This window comes from Phocaeicola faecalis (assembly GCF_021730445.1).
Lineage (GTDB): Bacteria > Bacteroidota > Bacteroidia > Bacteroidales > Bacteroidaceae > Phocaeicola > Phocaeicola faecalis.
Genome location: NZ_JADNRM010000004.1, coordinates 64577 through 81014, shown reverse-complemented (window position 1 = coordinate 81014; position 16438 = coordinate 64577). Strand labels below are relative to the sequence as shown.

14 protein-coding genes are annotated in these 16438 nt (G+C 42.9%); 5 read left to right on the top strand and 9 right to left on the bottom strand.

Going from position 1 to position 16438, the window contains the following annotated elements; genetic code table 11:
- Nucleotides 1–15 precede the first annotated feature (15 nt).
- On the top strand, nucleotides 16–3912 hold the full coding sequence (locus tag IR173_RS06725) for an AlbA family DNA-binding domain-containing protein (RefSeq protein WP_237038903.1): 3897 nt from the start codon (nucleotides 16–18) through the stop codon (nucleotides 3910–3912).
- A 21-nt stretch (nucleotides 3913–3933) separates the two neighbouring features.
- Here IR173_RS06725 and IR173_RS06720 read toward each other — a convergent pair whose 3' ends face one another.
- Together IR173_RS06720 and IR173_RS06715 are read right to left on the bottom strand one after the other, a co-directional pair.
- Entirely contained in the window at nucleotides 3934–4944 is a 1011-nt protein-coding gene (locus tag IR173_RS06720) for an endonuclease/exonuclease/phosphatase family protein (protein WP_237038902.1), read from the bottom strand.
- A 16-nt stretch (nucleotides 4945–4960) separates the two neighbouring features.
- Nucleotides 4961–6415 (bottom strand): aminoacyl-histidine dipeptidase, encoded by a 1455-nt coding sequence (locus IR173_RS06715; RefSeq protein WP_237038901.1) that lies wholly within the window; start codon nucleotides 6413–6415, stop codon nucleotides 4961–4963.
- Nucleotides 6416–6640: 225 nt separating this feature from the next.
- On the opposite strand from IR173_RS06715, the gene IR173_RS06710 reads away from it, so the two are divergent.
- The 3 genes from IR173_RS06710 (at nucleotide 6641) to trxA (ending at nucleotide 7949) form a co-directional block, all read left to right on the top strand.
- A complete protein-coding gene (locus IR173_RS06710) occupies nucleotides 6641–6865 on the top strand; it encodes a hypothetical protein (protein ID WP_237038900.1) in 225 nt (74 codons plus the stop codon).
- A 28-nt stretch (nucleotides 6866–6893) separates the two neighbouring features.
- Nucleotides 6894–7511 (top strand): OmpH family outer membrane protein, encoded by a 618-nt coding sequence (locus IR173_RS06705; RefSeq protein ID WP_237038899.1) that lies wholly within the window; start codon nucleotides 6894–6896, stop codon nucleotides 7509–7511.
- Between the two features lie 141 nt (nucleotides 7512–7652).
- Complete coding sequence (gene trxA / locus IR173_RS06700) at nucleotides 7653–7949, top strand: thioredoxin (RefSeq protein WP_237038898.1); 297 nt, start codon at nucleotides 7653–7655, stop codon at nucleotides 7947–7949.
- Between the two features lie 77 nt (nucleotides 7950–8026).
- On the opposite strand, the gene IR173_RS06695 is transcribed toward trxA, so the two are convergent.
- Nucleotides 8027–8578 carry an NADH peroxidase gene (locus IR173_RS06695; RefSeq protein ID WP_005940397.1) on the bottom strand — a complete coding sequence of 184 codons (552 nt, stop codon included), beginning with the start codon at nucleotides 8576–8578 and terminating at the stop codon, nucleotides 8027–8029.
- Nucleotides 8579–8633: 55 nt separating this feature from the next.
- Nucleotides 8634–9062, bottom strand: coding sequence for a Fur family transcriptional regulator (locus tag IR173_RS06690; RefSeq protein WP_237038897.1), 429 nt, complete (start codon nucleotides 9060–9062; stop codon nucleotides 8634–8636).
- Nucleotides 9063–9232: 170 nt separating this feature from the next.
- Between IR173_RS06690 and IR173_RS06685 the strand changes: the two genes are divergently transcribed.
- Nucleotides 9233–11158, top strand: a complete 1926-nt coding sequence (locus tag IR173_RS06685; RefSeq protein WP_237038896.1) for an NAD(+) synthase — start codon at nucleotides 9233–9235, stop codon at nucleotides 11156–11158.
- A gap of 187 nt (nucleotides 11159–11345) precedes the next feature.
- Here the strand turns inward: IR173_RS06685 and hisB are convergent, their stop codons facing one another.
- The 5 genes from hisB to IR173_RS06660 form a co-directional block, all read right to left on the bottom strand.
- A complete protein-coding gene (gene hisB / locus IR173_RS06680; RefSeq protein ID WP_237038895.1) occupies nucleotides 11346–12464 on the bottom strand; it encodes a bifunctional histidinol-phosphatase/imidazoleglycerol-phosphate dehydratase HisB in 1119 nt (372 codons plus the stop codon).
- A gap of 26 nt (nucleotides 12465–12490) precedes the next feature.
- Complete coding sequence (gene hisC / locus IR173_RS06675) at nucleotides 12491–13531, bottom strand: histidinol-phosphate transaminase (RefSeq protein ID WP_237038894.1); 1041 nt, start codon at nucleotides 13529–13531, stop codon at nucleotides 12491–12493.
- A gap of 12 nt (nucleotides 13532–13543) precedes the next feature.
- Nucleotides 13544–14824 carry a histidinol dehydrogenase gene (gene hisD / locus IR173_RS06670; protein WP_237038893.1) on the bottom strand — a complete coding sequence of 427 codons (1281 nt, stop codon included), beginning with the start codon at nucleotides 14822–14824 and terminating at the stop codon, nucleotides 13544–13546.
- A gap of 35 nt (nucleotides 14825–14859) precedes the next feature.
- The gene (gene hisG, locus IR173_RS06665) at nucleotides 14860–15711 is read right to left on the bottom strand and encodes an ATP phosphoribosyltransferase (RefSeq protein ID WP_237038892.1); all 852 of its coding nucleotides are present in this window, start codon (nucleotides 15709–15711) and stop codon (nucleotides 14860–14862) included.
- Between the two features lie 231 nt (nucleotides 15712–15942).
- The gene (locus IR173_RS06660) at nucleotides 15943–16434 is read right to left on the bottom strand and encodes a PaaI family thioesterase (RefSeq protein ID WP_237038891.1); all 492 of its coding nucleotides are present in this window, start codon (nucleotides 16432–16434) and stop codon (nucleotides 15943–15945) included.
- Nucleotides 16435–16438 lie beyond the last annotated feature (4 nt).

The following is a 16438-nucleotide window of genomic DNA, read 5'->3' as shown; positions in this document are numbered from 1 at the left end:
TAAAATATAATATCTATGACTGAAAGTAACACCCCATTAAATATAGAAAAAGTTATTTCTTTTATAAAAGAAGACATTTTCTCCAAAGATTACCATTGCCCTTATGCAGAAGCAGAAAGCATTTTGAAAAATCTCAAGAAGTTACATGAAGAACATGATTTAAAATGGATTGAGCAAGCGGCCCGATATTATGCTTTATACAGCCACTATCTCCTTCAAGACGAAGCAGAAGACCCCGGATATCATCAAACAGCCTATCGGCTATACACTTGGATAAGTGAAGGGTCACGCTACCTGCAAACAGTCTATCCCGAACAGTTGACCGCCAAACGGGAGGAGATGGAACAGTATATAGAAAGTTTACGCGCCAGACGCAATGCATTGAACCTTATCGGAGACCAGCAGTCAGACTCTTTTATCCGTACGATGCTTTATAAATTGCAGGCAAGTGATTATCTGCTATACGCTTCTCATAAAATAGAAATGTTTCTCTATTTTATGGCCTATGACAAATCCTTGTTGAGAAAGCAATTGCCCATGATTGCCGAAACAATTTATCTGATGAAAAAGAATGGGATGATAAACGACTATCACAACGCTACCCTGCAAAACATATTAAAGCTGGAAATAGAACAATATGAAATCATTATTTCGGAACTTTGGTACACAAATGCACAATGTGTATTGCAAACAAAGATAGAGGAAGCAATCCATCTCATTGTTTTGTCATTACTCAGCAATAAGGTGCCTTTCGAAGAAACCGATAACACCAGAATCCTGTCTGCACGCATATACAGATACTTGTCAAGACTGGACACTCCCTTTAGTTCTCAGCTGAAAAACAAAGCATACACGATGCTCACCGGTGAAAGTTCTTTGGAAAAAAGACTTGACTGGGAACATCTGTTGAACTTCGAACTGAACCGATTTATAGCTCAAATAGTAAACATACGCATTGACGAGCTTAATATGACTGCCGAACCTCAAGATAACAGATGGCAACAATATAGCAACGGACATAATACACTGACGCTCGATAAGGATGGATTTACGCTCAGTACCCTATTTCCACATACCGCACATACATGGAAAGGCAGAAAAGAAAGAGCGGCACTGATGGAGAACAGGGTTTTTATTGCCTTATTCAGTAAACCTACTTACCTATTCAATAATTGTAAAAGCATTGCTGAACTACAACTTTATTGGCATCAGTTGACGGAAGACTATCCTTTATATGAACGCAACCAGTCGGAATACCCTCAAAACAGTTCTATTTCGGGAACTTCTTCCATCGAGACCAAAGCTATCGATACAAAATATCCTTCCGCAAATGAAGAAATCACCATTGGAATTATCGGGCCGGACCGTACCCGGCAATATATAGAAGGAGTCATACTCGATGAACAATACCGAGGTCTGAAAGCTATTCTTCCATTGACACAAATCAATGCCTGTTACTTTTGCATCGAGAACTTTGAAAACTACTTCTCGAGTAATGATACTTATAAAGTAAAGGTATTAAGCAGCAGTAATGAAGGGGTCAGGGTCTCATTGGCATCGTGCTACAATGAATTTGTATATGCAGAAAATGTAAAAAGGAAAAAGATGCCGGCTATGATTGCCGACTGTGAAGGGAATAAAATAAAATGGCTTCTTATTACAGGAGCTACTGCCACCACCTCTGTCAATAGATGGATTAAGCCCCAGACTGGAGATATATACCAAGTAGAATTTCCGGATAACAACACTTCTCTAAACAATAACATCAATATAGGAAAAGTAAAAGCAGATATCTCTGTGGAAGCGTTCTACCAAGAAGTACACGCTCACTTACAGGAGTTTTTCACCCATCTGCGCGAATATCAAAACAACAATCTTGAACGGCAAATAAAAGAACAGACACTGAAACTAAAAAACAACCCTTTTGTTAATGCTCTGCAAAAAATAGATATACAGTCTTTCCTCGGTTCGGACGTACCGGAAACCCATACAATGGAAGAGGCGGGAGAAATGGAAGAAAAAACAGAGAAGTCTGGAAAAGCAGAAAATAAAACATGGCTGATAAACGAAAAAGTTGCTACAGAGTTGATTTTCTGTCTTGACCAACTATCCAAAGACTTGAATGAGCCCGATGAGCAATTTAATGCTTATAACTTTCTGCGACTGCTGTGTCTCTTCTCTGGTGAAAAAGAAAAAGCCACTTATTATGAACTGTGTGCCGAATATATTTATGATATCAACCAAATCGCCGTCCTGCCATCCGGTGAACGTTTTTCGCATGACAACATTCAGCGATTCAATATTCTCTTGGCACGCATGGAGCAATTAGGCATCAAACAGTACGGAATTACGTTTGAATTCTGTCAAAAGATTACCCATATCCTCTCTCTAATGGCAGACAATAACACCGACCGTCTGAAACAGCTTATGCAAAGTGAAGACCTGACCATTGCCGAGCTAGCCCGCTATTTTTGCATGAGCACACTCCTTTCCAAAGAAGATGCCGAGCTGCAACATATCATCTACAAAAACATTAACTCCCTGCTTGGCATCAAAGAACAGAAAAAAGAAGAAGCCCCTTCCATCCCTGTTTATTTCGGACACGAAGGAGTAGAACGCGAATTTAAATCATCAGCATTCAGTCACGCCAAAAAAGACGCTCACGAAGATCAAAGTATGGTGTTGGCCCGTGTCATCGCTTCATTTATGAACACCGACGGAGGTACTCTTTATATCGGTGTGAACGATAAAGGATATCTGACAGGAATCCAAGAAGACATGAAGTTGGTGCACAACGACTGTGATATTTATCTGCGCACTGTGAATCATAATATAATCTGCCTGCTGGGTGAAGGAAAAGAAGATTATAACCGCTATCAGGAATACATACGTTGCAACTTTCAAGAATACGGCAAAGGACGCATCGTACTGGCTTTTCGCGTAGCCCCCATCAATGAGGCAGTAAAAGTGAACGGTAAGATTTATACTCGTTCGGGAAGTTCGTGTATCTGCAAGCCGGAACAAAATATCCAGGAGTTCATAGCGACACGACGTAATCTGAAATTAGACTCTGTGCCTCGAAAACCGGAATTTCCAACCTTGTTCTCTGCCGAAAGAAACGAATATATCTTTGATGAGTCCACTCCGGTAGCAACCACTCCCGATGCCCCCGAAAGCAATTCTCATGAGAGTATTTCACTTTCTCTTTTTGACAATCCGCAAGAAGAGGATGTAAATGCGCCTGCCCCAGTCCTTGCAGCACCCACTCCAAAAAAGAAAAAAGCTACTTTCAATATTCAAACATCTGCATTACGCCCCAATCCCCTACAAAAGAAAGCGGAACTGGGCTATAACAGTAATTTCCAATTCATATCATTTTTCAACAATGGTAAAATAGCCGGCTCCGCCAGTCCCAAAATCGGAATATGGGGAGAAGATAGTGGAAAAGTAATCTGTTCGTATGATACAGAAGGAGATGAAGAACTGCTGGTCAGCGTTTTTAAAACAGGAGAAATCGGTATTTCCAACTTGAAAAAAGGTTTTTCACAGCTTAATTCTCCTATTGCCTTTATCGATAATATCAATGAATTGTTCTTTTGCAGTCCGGCGTCAAAAGACAAGTTCTTGCTTTTGATAGCCGAAAAAGACGGAGTCAAACGCTATCGCATTATCCGCCTAAGTGATTTTGACAAGCCTTTGGGGATACAACCCAAACTGTATACCCTTTTGGTTCCGGATAAAGGAGAATACATATTTGCTGAGATATTGGACAAAAATATAATGGAAAAAATAGAAGATGACAAAATAGCACTTAATAGTTTTGACCAATACAATGCCGGACACTACTGGGAACATACCTCTTATAAAAATGGCTTAGACACCATTAGCAAATTATGCAACCTTCCCTACTAAAAGGGAAAGGTTGCATAACCTTTATTTTCCTATTTCAAAATCTACACTTACCGGCAAGTGGTCGCTAAAACCGCCATGATATTTCCTTCCCCAATAAGTACGGAAAGGAATGTCACCGCCATATTTTTCGTCTTCTTCCAACAAGAATGGGAATCTCACTATCTGTGCTTTGTCGTAAGAAGTCCGAATGCCGTCATGTCCCTGCAACAGGAAACCGGACACAATCAACTGGTCAAGTACTCCCCACTCGCCACGGTAACGGTAAGTTCCGTCTTTACGGCCGTCCATCAGGTTGTATAACTGTGTAGCTTGCACCTCTCCTTTCGGAGCAACGGCCCCCAAGACTTTGGCTATCGAATTATTGGTAGGATAATCATTGAAATCACCCATAATCAAAATATTGGGATGCCGACGGACGTTCATCAAAGAATCGACCGAAGCATGCAGTATCTGTGCAGTAAACAAACGATAAGGCTCGCTCTTTTCCTCGCCTCCGGAACGTGAAGGCATGTGACAGACAAACACATCCAACGTATCGCCCGACAATACCTGCCCTGCCACATGAAGAATATCACGGGTAGGAGTTCTGTCAATTTCTTCGTGCGGAATACGAATGGAGTTCTTATCCAACAATTTAAAGCTTCCGCGCTGATAAAGCAATGCCACATCAATGCCGCGCTGATCAGGAGAGTCAGTCATGACATATCGGTAACCGGCTTCACGTAACAGTGAATGCTCGGTCAGGTCTTTCATACAACGGTCGTTTTCCACTTCACACAAACCAACCAAATCCGGTACATCCTTCACGCCTGTCGCCACAATTACTTTGGCTATCTTTTTCAGTTTATCATAGTATCTTGCCTGAGTCCATCCTTTGGCAGCATCAGGCAAGAACTCATAGTCGTTTTTCAATGTATCATGCTGACAGTCGAACAAGTTTTCCACATTATAAAACATGACTCTGAAAGGTTCTTGAGCATAAGCAACCCCGACCCAACAACATACACATAGAAATAGGATAATTTTCCTCATGTCTTATTTATTAGAGTTATTTTTCGGGTACATGCACCAGTACATCCAACAAATGACGCCAGAATTTGTCTACCGTAGGTATCAGCATACGTTCATCCGGCGAATGGACGCCACGCAAAGTCGGTCCAAAAGAAACCATATCCAACGAAGGGTATTTCTCAAGGAACAAACCACATTCCAGTCCGGCATGAATAGCTTTTACTTTCGGCTCCACACCAAATAATTTCTTATAGCTGTCTACGGCAACTTTCAGAATGGGTGAAGACGGATTCGGTTTCCAACCCGGATAACCTTCACCGGTAGTTACTTCAGCACCACCCAGCATAAAAGCAGAACGAATCATTTCGGACATATCCTTGCGGGAGGACAAAATAGAACTACGCTGACTTGTCACAATCTTTATCTTTCCGTCTGCCTGTTTGATAGAAGCCAGATTGGAAGATGTTTCCACCAGTCCGGGGATATCCTGACTCATCGCATACACACCGTTATGAACAGCATAAACCGCTTTCAGCAGACGACCGGCGGTTACCATATCAATAGCCTCCTTACAGGGAGCTTCGGAAGACAGCTCGGTTTTCAGATTAGGTTCGGTCACTGCAAATTCATTCTCTATCTCAGCCGTATAGATGTTTAAATCCACACGCACCGACTCTTTATCCTTCATCGGAACCGCACAAAGTGCGCGTGCTTCACGCGGAATGGCATTGTGAAGATTTCCTCCGTCTATTTCACACAAATACATCGAATACTTAGCAGCCAACTGAGTCAGGAAGCGAACCAATAATTTATTGGCATTAGCTCTTCCTTTATTTATATCATCACCGGAATGCCCACCGGTCAAGCCCTTTACTGATACACTAAAATAAAAATAATCCTGTGGTGCAGGAACCGGCTGATAAACAAATTCAGCCGTCGTATTAGCTCCTCCGGCACAACCGATAAACAGTTCACCTTCGTCTTCCGAATCAAGATTAATGAGAATATCTCCACTCATAAAGCCTCCCTTTAATGCAAATGCACCTGTCAATCCGGTTTCTTCGTCTACAGTGAAAAGACATTCCAACGGCCCATGTTCAATATCGGCAGATGCCAATATAGCCAACTCGGTAGCCACGCCTATTCCGTTATCAGCACCCAAAGTCGTACCTTTCGCCTTCAACCATTCTCCGTCAATCACAGTCTCGATTGGATCAGTCAGAAAGTCGTGCTCCACATCGCTGTTCTTTTCACAGACCATATCTATATGTGATTGCAGAATCACCGTCCTCAGATTCTCCCTACCCGGAGTTGCCGGCTTCTTAATCAATACGTTTCCGGCTTCATCTGTCTTAGTTTCCAAGCCGTGTTTCTCACCAAATGCTTTTAGATAAGCAATTATTTTCTCTTCCCTTTTTGAGGGACGGGGTACCTGGCATATTTCTTCAAAATAATGAAAAACAGAGGCCGGTTTCAAATCCTTTTTATCCATGTCTATAATTGGTATTAGTGCAAAATCCAATTGTGTTTTTGCAAAAATTAGTTAAATCAGTATCTTTAACTGACTCCTTCCTCTTTTTTAATGGAAAAAGAGAAAGCTAAGTCACTGCAAAAGTCTATATTTGCTCCGCGAATTTAGAGTACGGTTCGGAAATGCTCAAATAAATTTGGCATTTAGCTCACCTTACACTAACTTTGCACCACAAAAATAATAGAAATGCTTGATACTCTCTTTATAACAGTGTTAATAGTTGCTATATGCATAGCATTATTATGTATAGGAATCTTCATAAAAGGAAAATTCCCCAATACACATGTCAGTGGTAACAAAGCACTTCGGAAGAAAGGAATCGGATGCGTGCAGTCGCAAGACCGTGAGGCACAGAAAATAAACAAAAGAGCGATTCCCGAAGTAGAGAAACAAGACAAAGAAGAAGAATAACTAATAAAAAACATACGTAAAAAAGATTATGAAAAGAACAAATTTCATCCTGAATGGATTTTTAGCGTTGGCTACCGTGCTGGTATTTGCACAATGTACCGACAAAAACAACAATGCTTCCACTACTTCTACTGTTGCTCCCGTTGCGGGTGTTGCCGGTTCTTCCAACATGAAGATTGCTTACGTAGAAATCGATTCATTGCTCACCAAATATAGCTTTTGGAACGACTTGAATGAAGCCATGATAAGCAAGGAAGAAAACATCCGTACCACCTTGAATGAAAAAGGTAAAAAACTGGAAGTTGAATTCAGAGAATTTGAACGCAAACTTCAGAACGGAGGTTTCGCAAGCCGTGAACGTGCAGAACAAGAACAGATGCGTTTAATGAAACAACAGCAAGATTTGCAGGCTTTGCAACAGAAGTTAAGTGCAGAACTTGCCGACGAGAACCAAAAGAACAGTTTACAATTGCGTGACTCTATCAACTCATTCCTGAAAATCTATAATCAAAACAAAGGTTATGATTTGATTATCAGCAATACCGGTTTCGACAACTTGTTATATGCAAACCCTGCATACAACATCACTCAGGAAATCATCGACGGATTGAACGCACGTTACACCTCGCCTACAACAAAGAAATAAATCGGGAGTATCCCTATTAAAATAATAAGAATCCGAAATGGCCAAGCTGTTTCGGATTCTTGTTTTTTAGCCTGTCGCTCAACAAAAAGCTTTCTACAGGCGTTTATTATAAAGAATGAATTAATAATGAAAGGAGATAATATGGAAAAATTCGACGATTTAATCACTTCAAATATTCCTGTGCTGGTAGATTTTTATGCAGAATGGTGCGGCCCGTGCAAAATGATGAAACCAATCTTGGAAGATGTAAAAGCAATGAAAGGCGAAAAAGTAAGAGTAGTTAAAGTAGATGTAGACAAACACCAAGAGTTGGCTGCCTACTACCAAATACAATCAGTTCCCACACTCATGATTTTTAAAGATGGCAAGCAGTTGTGGAGACAAAGTGGTGTGCTACAAGCCAGAGAGCTAAGTGAACTGTTAGCACAATACGAATAACCTATGAAGAAGAACAAATAAAAAAGCCGTGCAAAACAAATCTGCACGGCCTTCTTTATTTATAATATAACAACTTGTTATTTCTTGAAATATCTGTTGTACAAGCCTTCGAAACCTTTGCCATGACGAGCTTCGTCTTTAGCCATTTCGTGAACAGTATCGTGGATAGCATCCAAGTTCAGAGCTTTTGCACGAGTAGCAATACGCTTCTTGTCAGCGCAAGCACCTGACTCTGCATTCATTCTCTTTTCCAGGTTAGTCTTAGTATCCCATACACAGTCACCCAGCAATTCAGCAAATTTAGAAGCGTGTTCTGCTTCTTCCCAAGCATATCTCTTGAAAGCTTCAGCAATTTCAGGATAACCTTCGCGGTCAGCCTGGCGACTCATTGCTAAGTACATACCAACTTCTGTACATTCACCCATAAAGTGGTTGTTCAAGTCTTTAATCATTTCTTCATCACAACCTTTAGCAACACCGATTACGTGTTGGTCAGCAAATTCCAAACCACCTTCAGTTTCTACCATTTCGTTAAACTTAGAAGCGGGTGCTTTACACAATGGGCACTTTTCGGGAGCTGCATCACCTTCATGGATATAACCACAAACTGTACAAATAAACTTTTTCATAATTTCTTTTTTATTAGTTAGTCAATATTTTATTTATTAGTCAATCTCAATGTTGTCAGCTTACTTCTTTTCCCTGCTCTTTTGCAGCACAAGCCGGACATATTCCTTTGTAATATTGATGTATTTCTTCAATAAAGAAACCATTCATATCAATACGTTCCACCTGTTTCATTTCGCCACTAAAAGGCAAATCATATATTTTGCCACATTTCTTACATAAAAAGTGAGCGTGCAAAGAGGTTTCCGCATCAAAACACGCATTCTTTTCATCAATTGTAAGCATTAAAGCTGCGCCATGTTCCACAAAGAGCTTCAACGTATTATAAACCGTAGTTTTCGATAAGGTAGGGATATCGTCACACAAAGCCATGTAAATTTCATCGATACACGGATGAGTTTTATGAGTTAGCAAATAGTCCATAATAGCTATTCTCTGCACAGACGGCTTTATATTATGACTGAGTAAATAATCATAAGTCTTCATAGGAGCTTTCTTTCATATTTGTAATTGTTACAACTTTATTTCACGTGCAAAGATATGTACTTTCTAGTAACTAACAAATAATTTCCTTACTTTTTTTTATTTTTTTTCTTTCATGCAATAAATCAATCAGGAATGATTATTTTTGCACCTATATATAATAAGGTATAATTATGAAATATGGTTTTGTAAGAGTAGCGGCGGCTGTTCCGACAGTGAAAGTAGCCGACTGTAAGTTTAACGCACAACAAATTGAAACCCAAATTGCTATTGCTGATGGAAAAGGTGTCCAAATCATTATTTTTCCCGAACTTAGCATTACCGGATATACTTGTGCCGACCTGTTTGGCCAAACATTGTTATTGGAAGAAGCAGAAATAGCTTTAATGCAGATTATGAATAATACCCGACAAATGGATATTATTTCTATCATAGGTATGCCGGTCATCATGAACTCCACATTGCTTAATTGTGCCGTAGTCTGCCAAAAAGGAAAGATTCTGGGTATCGTTCCCAAGACTTATTTACCTAATTATAAAGAATTCTATGAACAACGCTGGTTTACCTCCGCATTGAATCATCCTGATACCAACATACGCCTTTGCGGACAAAATGTACCGGTCAGCGCCAATCTGCTTTTCGATACTCCTGACACTTGTTTCGGCATCGAAATATGCGAAGACATGTGGGCACCTATTCCGCCCAGCTCTTCATTGGCGTTGAAAGGAGCGGAAATCATTTTCAATATGTCGGCCGACAATGAAGGGATAGGAAAACATGCTTATGTACGTTCACTTATCAGCCAGCAATCTGCACGCTGTCTGGCAGGATATGTATTCAGTTCCAGCGGGTTTGGAGAATCTACCACCGATGTGGTTTTTGCCGGCAATGGACTTATCTACGAAAACGGTACCCTATTGGCTGAGTCTGAACGTTTCTCATTCAAAGAGCAACTGGTAATCAGCGAAATAGATGTAGAACGTATTCGTGGCGAACGCTTGACCAATACCACTTTTGCAGCCAACATCGGCAACTGTCCCGGCCGTCCTGCCATCCATATCGGTACCGAATTTGTCAATGCACGCGATTTAACGCTGACACGCGCCATCGAGCCGCATCCATTCGTACCTCAAGGAAGTGAATTAGACCAGCGATGCGAAGAAATATTCGCTATCCAAATAGCAGGTTTGGCCAAACGGCTTGTACATACCAACTGCAAAACCGTAGTAGTGGGTATCTCGGGAGGGCTGGATTCCACTTTGGCATTACTGGTATGCGTCAAGACTTTTGACAAGCTGGAACTTCCGCGCAAAGATATCATCGGCATCACGATGCCCGGTTTCGGCACAACCGACCGCACCTATAATAATGCGCTTCACCTAATGGCTTCATTGGGCGTCACCATCAAAGAAATAAGTATAAAGGAAGCCTGCATTCAGCACTTTAAAGATATCGACCACGATATGACTGTTCATGACGTGACTTACGAAAACGGACAGGCACGCGAACGTACACAAATTCTGATGGATGTGGCAAACCAGCTGGGCGGTTTGGTCATCGGCACAGGCGACCTTTCCGAACTTGCTTTGGGATGGGCTACTTATAATGGTGACCACATGTCCATGTATGGCGTCAATGCCAGCATCCCCAAGACATTGGTGAAATATTTAGTGAATTGGATTGCCTTGAATGGTGTGGACAATGAATCACGCATTACGCTGCTGGACATTGTAGATACCCCCATCAGTCCCGAATTGATTCCGGCAGACGAACAAGGCAATATCAAGCAAAAGACAGAAGATTTAGTCGGTCCTTACGAACTGCATGATTTCTTCCTTTACCAATTTCTGCGTTTCGGCTTCCGCCCCGGCAAGATATTCTATCTGGCAAGCCTCGCCTTCCGCGACACATACAACGAAGAAGTCATCAAAAAATGGCTGACCACCTTTTGCCGCCGCTTCTTCCAGCAACAGTTCAAGCGTTCTTGCCTGCCCGACGGTCCGAAAGTAGGTTCCGTCTCTCTCAGTCCACGGGGAGATTGGCGTATGCCCAGCGATGCCAGTGCTGCCATGTGGTTGAAAGAATGCGAGGAGTTATAACTTTTTATCCTTCTACCGACTCATTCGCCAAGCTCTGTCGATGCGTATATCCGCGCAGGCTCACACATACGTTCACGCAGGACCACACATATATACGCGTAGGCTTACACGAACGTACGTGTAAGCCTATACGTATATACGTGTGGACACCTGCATATTATCAGTATTTCCGGTACACTCGTTATCGTTAAATGCACCCTTTGCTGGACGGTACCTCAAAATGATAGATATCTCTTCGGACCGCCATCTTCATGGCACGCGCCAGAGCCTTAAAGATGCCTTCTATCTTATGATGTTCATTCTGACCTTCCGCCTTGATATTCAGATTCATACGCGCTGCATCGCTCAGTGACTTAAAGAAATGGAGAAACATCTCGGTAGGCATCTCTCCTATCTTTTCACGATGAAACTCGGCATCCCATACCAGCCACGCCCGACCGCCGAAGTCCAAAGCCACCTGACAAAGACAATCGTCCATGGGCAGACAATAGCCATAACGTTCAATTCCCCGCTTACTGCCCAATGCCTGATAAATACACTCTCCTAATGCAATGGCCGTATCTTCGATGGTATGATGTTCATCCACCTCCCAATCACCCTTCACGCGGACAGTAAGGTCAATGCCGCCGTGCTTGCCAATCTGCTCCAACATGTGGTCAAAGAAACCGAGCCCGGTAGAGATATCGCATTGACCGCTACCATCCAGATTAAGACGAACCCATATATCTGTTTCTTTCGTTGTACGGCGGACTTCGGCAATACGCTCTCCGGCAAACAGAAATTCTGCTATCTTGTCCCAATCCGTCGTGGCCAACACACAATATGCTTCCAGGTTCTTTTCCTTCAGAATCTCTTTATCGTCTTGAAGCAAAATAGCCTTGCAGCCCAAATTCTTGGCCAGTTCCACATCTGTAGCACGGTCGCCGATAACAAAACTGTTCGCAAGGTCATATTCTCCCGTCATGTATTTGCCCATCATCCCGGTACGCGGTTTGCGGGTTGGAGCATTGTCTTCGGGAAAGCTGCGGTCTATCAGAATATCATCGAATGTGATACCCTCCCCTTCCAATGTCTTCAGCACCAGATTATGCACCGGCCAGAAGGTGTCTTCCGGGAAAGAATCTGTTCCCAACCCATCTTGGTTGGTAACCATAACAAACTCATAATCCAACTTACTCCGAATGAAGCCCAGATTGCGGAATACTTTAGGACAAAACTCCAGTTTCTCGAACGAATCGAGCTGATAGTCTACCGGCGGTTCCACCACCAATGTACCATCACGGTCTATAAATAATGCTTTCTTCATCTGTTACAATCTTTTTGTTTACCAAGCTACACGGCAAAGGCATTCAGTGCTTCCAGCAACGTATCATTTTCGGGACGAGTACCGATAGTAATGCGTAGGCAGTCACGGCACAAAGAAACGTTGGTGCGGTTGCGTACAATGATTCCTTTGCTTACCAAGTAAGCATATATTTTCTTTGCATCCGTTACTTTTGCCAAGAAGAAATTGGCATCTGTCGGATAAATCTTCTCACAGCACGGCAATTGAATAAACTCATTGATGAGGCGTGCACGCTCTTCCAACAGTGATTTCACCCAACGGTCTACCTCATAATGGCGGTGCATCATGGCAATGGCTTCTTTTTGCGTCAGCAGGTTCACATTATAAGGATACTTTATCTTGCTGAAAATCGAGATAATTTCGGGAGAAGCAAACGCCATGCCCAACCGGATAGCAGCACAGCCCCATGCTTTGGAGAAGGTCTGAAAAACGATAAGATTGGGATACTTCTCCAAATCAGGCAGGAAAGAAGGTGCATCCGAGAAATCGGAATAAGCTTCGTCAATGATAACCAAACCCTGAAAAGCGGATAATGTTTTTTCTATTTCTTCACGGTCCAATGCATTCCCGGTCGGGTTATTGGGCGAACAGAGAAATATTAATTTAGTATCATCATCCGTCGCCGCCAACAGTTTGTCTGCGCTGAACTGATAATTCTCGTCCAGCAAGACTTTACGATACTCCACATCATTCACTTCGGCACACACCTGATACATGCCGTAGGTAGGGTCGATAGCCACCACATTATCCACTCCCGGACGACAGAAAGCACGATACACCAAATCAATCGCCTCATCGCTGCCATTCCCTAAAAAGATATTCTCCGGTTTGACTTTCTTGACAGGTGCTATCATATTCTTCAGTTCACGCTGCATCGGGTCAGGGTAGCGATTGTTCGGAGTATTGTAGGGATTTTCGTTCGCATCCAAAAAGACAGACGCTTCCGCCCCATTATATTCGTCACGTGCCGATGAATAAGGTTTTAAAGCCCGGATATTGGGGCGCGTCAATTCATTCAACTCTTTCATATAGTCTCTTTTTTACTTTGCTTTTAATCTGACAGTAACAGCATTTTTATGCGCATCCAGCTGCTCGTTGGCCGCCATAACTTCGATGGCGGGACCGATAATCTGAATACCTTCAGGGGTAATTTCCTGAAACGTTATCTTCCGTATAAAACTATCCAGACTCACTCCGCTATAAGCTTTGGCATAACCGTTTGTGGGGAGCGTATGATTAGTGCCCGACGCATAATCGCCCGCACTCTCGGGAGACAGAGCTCCCAGAAACACAGAACCGGCATTGACGATGCGTTCGGCTTGCTCCGCATAATCCTTGGTTTCGATTATCAGGTGTTCGGGAGCATATTCATTGGTCAAAGCAATTGCCTCATCCATATCTCTGACTAATATCAGTTTGCTGTTGGCCAAAGATTTCTCCGCGATTTCCCAACGGGAAAGCAAAGCCAACTGCCGTTGTACTTCGTATTCCACTTCTTTCGTCAGTTTTTCGGAAGTAGTCACCAGTATCGCCTGACTATCCACTCCGTGTTCTGCTTGCGAAAGCAAATCAGCGGCAACAAAGGTGGGATTGGCCGTCTCGTCTGCCAGTACTTCCACTTCTGAAGGACCGGCAGGCATATCGATGGCCACATCACGCAGAGAAACCTGCTGTTTGGCAGCCGTCACGTATTGATTGCCGGGGCCAAATATTTTATAGACTTTCGGCACACTCTCCGTCCCGTATGCCATTGCACCGATAGCCTGCACTCCGCCTGCCTTGAATATCTTATTGACTCCCGCCAACTTTGCCGCATAGAGGATGGCAGGATGAATCTTGCCCGCTTTATCGGGAGGAGTACAAAGAACTATTTCTTTGCAACCGGCTATTTGTGCAGGAGTAGCCAACATCAACACGGTAGAGAACAACGGAGCCGTGCCACCGGGAATGTACAACCCGACTTTCTGAATGGCAACCGCCTTTTGCCAGCAAGTGACTCCCGGAACAGTCTGTACTTTCTTTCCTTCAAAACGCTGCGCAGCGTGGAAGGCATGAATATTCTTCTGTGCAAGCATGATAGCAGCTTTCAGTTCGATAGGAACTTCTTTTTCCGCCTCCGCCATCTCCGCTTCAGTCACAGCCAACGAGTCAAGTTTCACTTTGTCAAATCGTTCCTCGTATTCAATGACGGCTTTATCTCCTTCTGCTTTTACGCAGTCCAGCACTTCCTTCACGGTGTCGCGAAGCGTTTCGGTATTGAGGGCAGGACGGCGGAGTATGTCCGCCCATTCTGCTTTATCAGGATATATAATTTTCTTCATAGTCTTTCTTTTTAAAGATGGAATACCTTCTCGTTTTACACTATCATCTTCTCTATGGGCAATACCAGGATACCTTCCGCTCCCAATGCTTTCAGTTTTCCGATAATCTCCCAAAAACGTTTCTCATCCAACACCGTATGTACAGAGCACCAACCTTCTTGTGCCAAAGGCATCACCGTGGGGCTCTTCATGCCGGGCAATACTGCAATAATCTCTTTCAGCCGGTCGGCAGGCGCATTCATCAATACATACTTCTTATCTTCCGCCGCTTTCACCGCTTCAATGCGGAACAATAATTCATTCAATATCTCCTTCTTATCTTCGGACATATTCTTGTTTCCAATCAGTAATGCCTCGCTCTTCATCACCACTTCCACTTCCTTCAGACTGTTGCTGACCAATGTAGAACCCGAACTCACAATATCAAAGATAGCATCTGCCAAACTGATTCCCGGAGCAATCTCCACCGAACCGGTGATGACATGAATATCTGCATTGATGCCATTCTTCTGCATAAATTCCTTCAAGATACCCGGATAGGAAGTGGCAATCTTACGGCCTTCAAACCAAGGCAAGCCCTGATAATCCACATCCTTGGGGATGGCCAAAGACAAACGGCACTTACTGAACCCCAGCCGTTTAATAACGGCTGCATCTTCTTTGCGTTCCAAAAACTCATTCTCCCCCACAATGCCCAAGTCGGCCACACCGCTAGCCACGGATTGGGGAATATCATCATCACGAAGAAAAAGCACCTCGATGGGAAAATTAGAGGATTGTACCAATAAGATTCTTTTGGAAGAGGAAATCTTGATATCCGCTTCCTGTAGCAATGCCATTGTCTCTTCAAACAAACGGCCTTTGGATTGTACTGCAATTCTAAGCATATTTTCTATCTTTTGATTATTATTGTTCAAGTGAATAAAAAAGGGCTTACCGCATCGGCAAGCCCTTATATCATCATACTACAATATCATCACAGCCCACCGCGTTATTCGTTAGGAAAATGATGATGATGTGTAGCTGTTCTAACCATAGTTTTTCTTTTTATTTGCGACAAAAATAAAGTATTAAAATGAATACAGCAAATAATTATCATAAAAACTTCGGTTTTTCTTTCAAATTAAAGGAAGCTGCTCGTCGTTCTCCACATCGCAATGCAAGAAGTGCATCTCTTCTTTTGCCTTCTCCTGCGAGAAAGTAAAGTAAGTGCAAAGCGCTTTGGTACACAATTCCTCCTTATTGTTATAGATAGCCGCATCCACCAAAATGATATTGCGCTTCACTTCCCTGATAGAAGCACGCAGCACGATATGTGAATCATTCGTACTGATAGGTTTCATATAGCGGGTTTCCATCTTCGAAGTCACACCGGTGGTCTGCATCTTGCGCAGAATCACCCACGCACAAATCTCGTCCAGCAACACAGCCTGTATGCCGCCATGCAGCGTGTCAATCCATCCCTGGAACTGTGGCTGAGGTTTCCAAATGCTGATTACCTCGTCGCCATCTTCATAAAATTCCATCTTCACTCCGGCTTCGTTATTGGGTGCGCAGCCAAAGCAATTATATCCTTCCATCCCCTTCCAGGGATTGATTATCTTTTTCATAAGC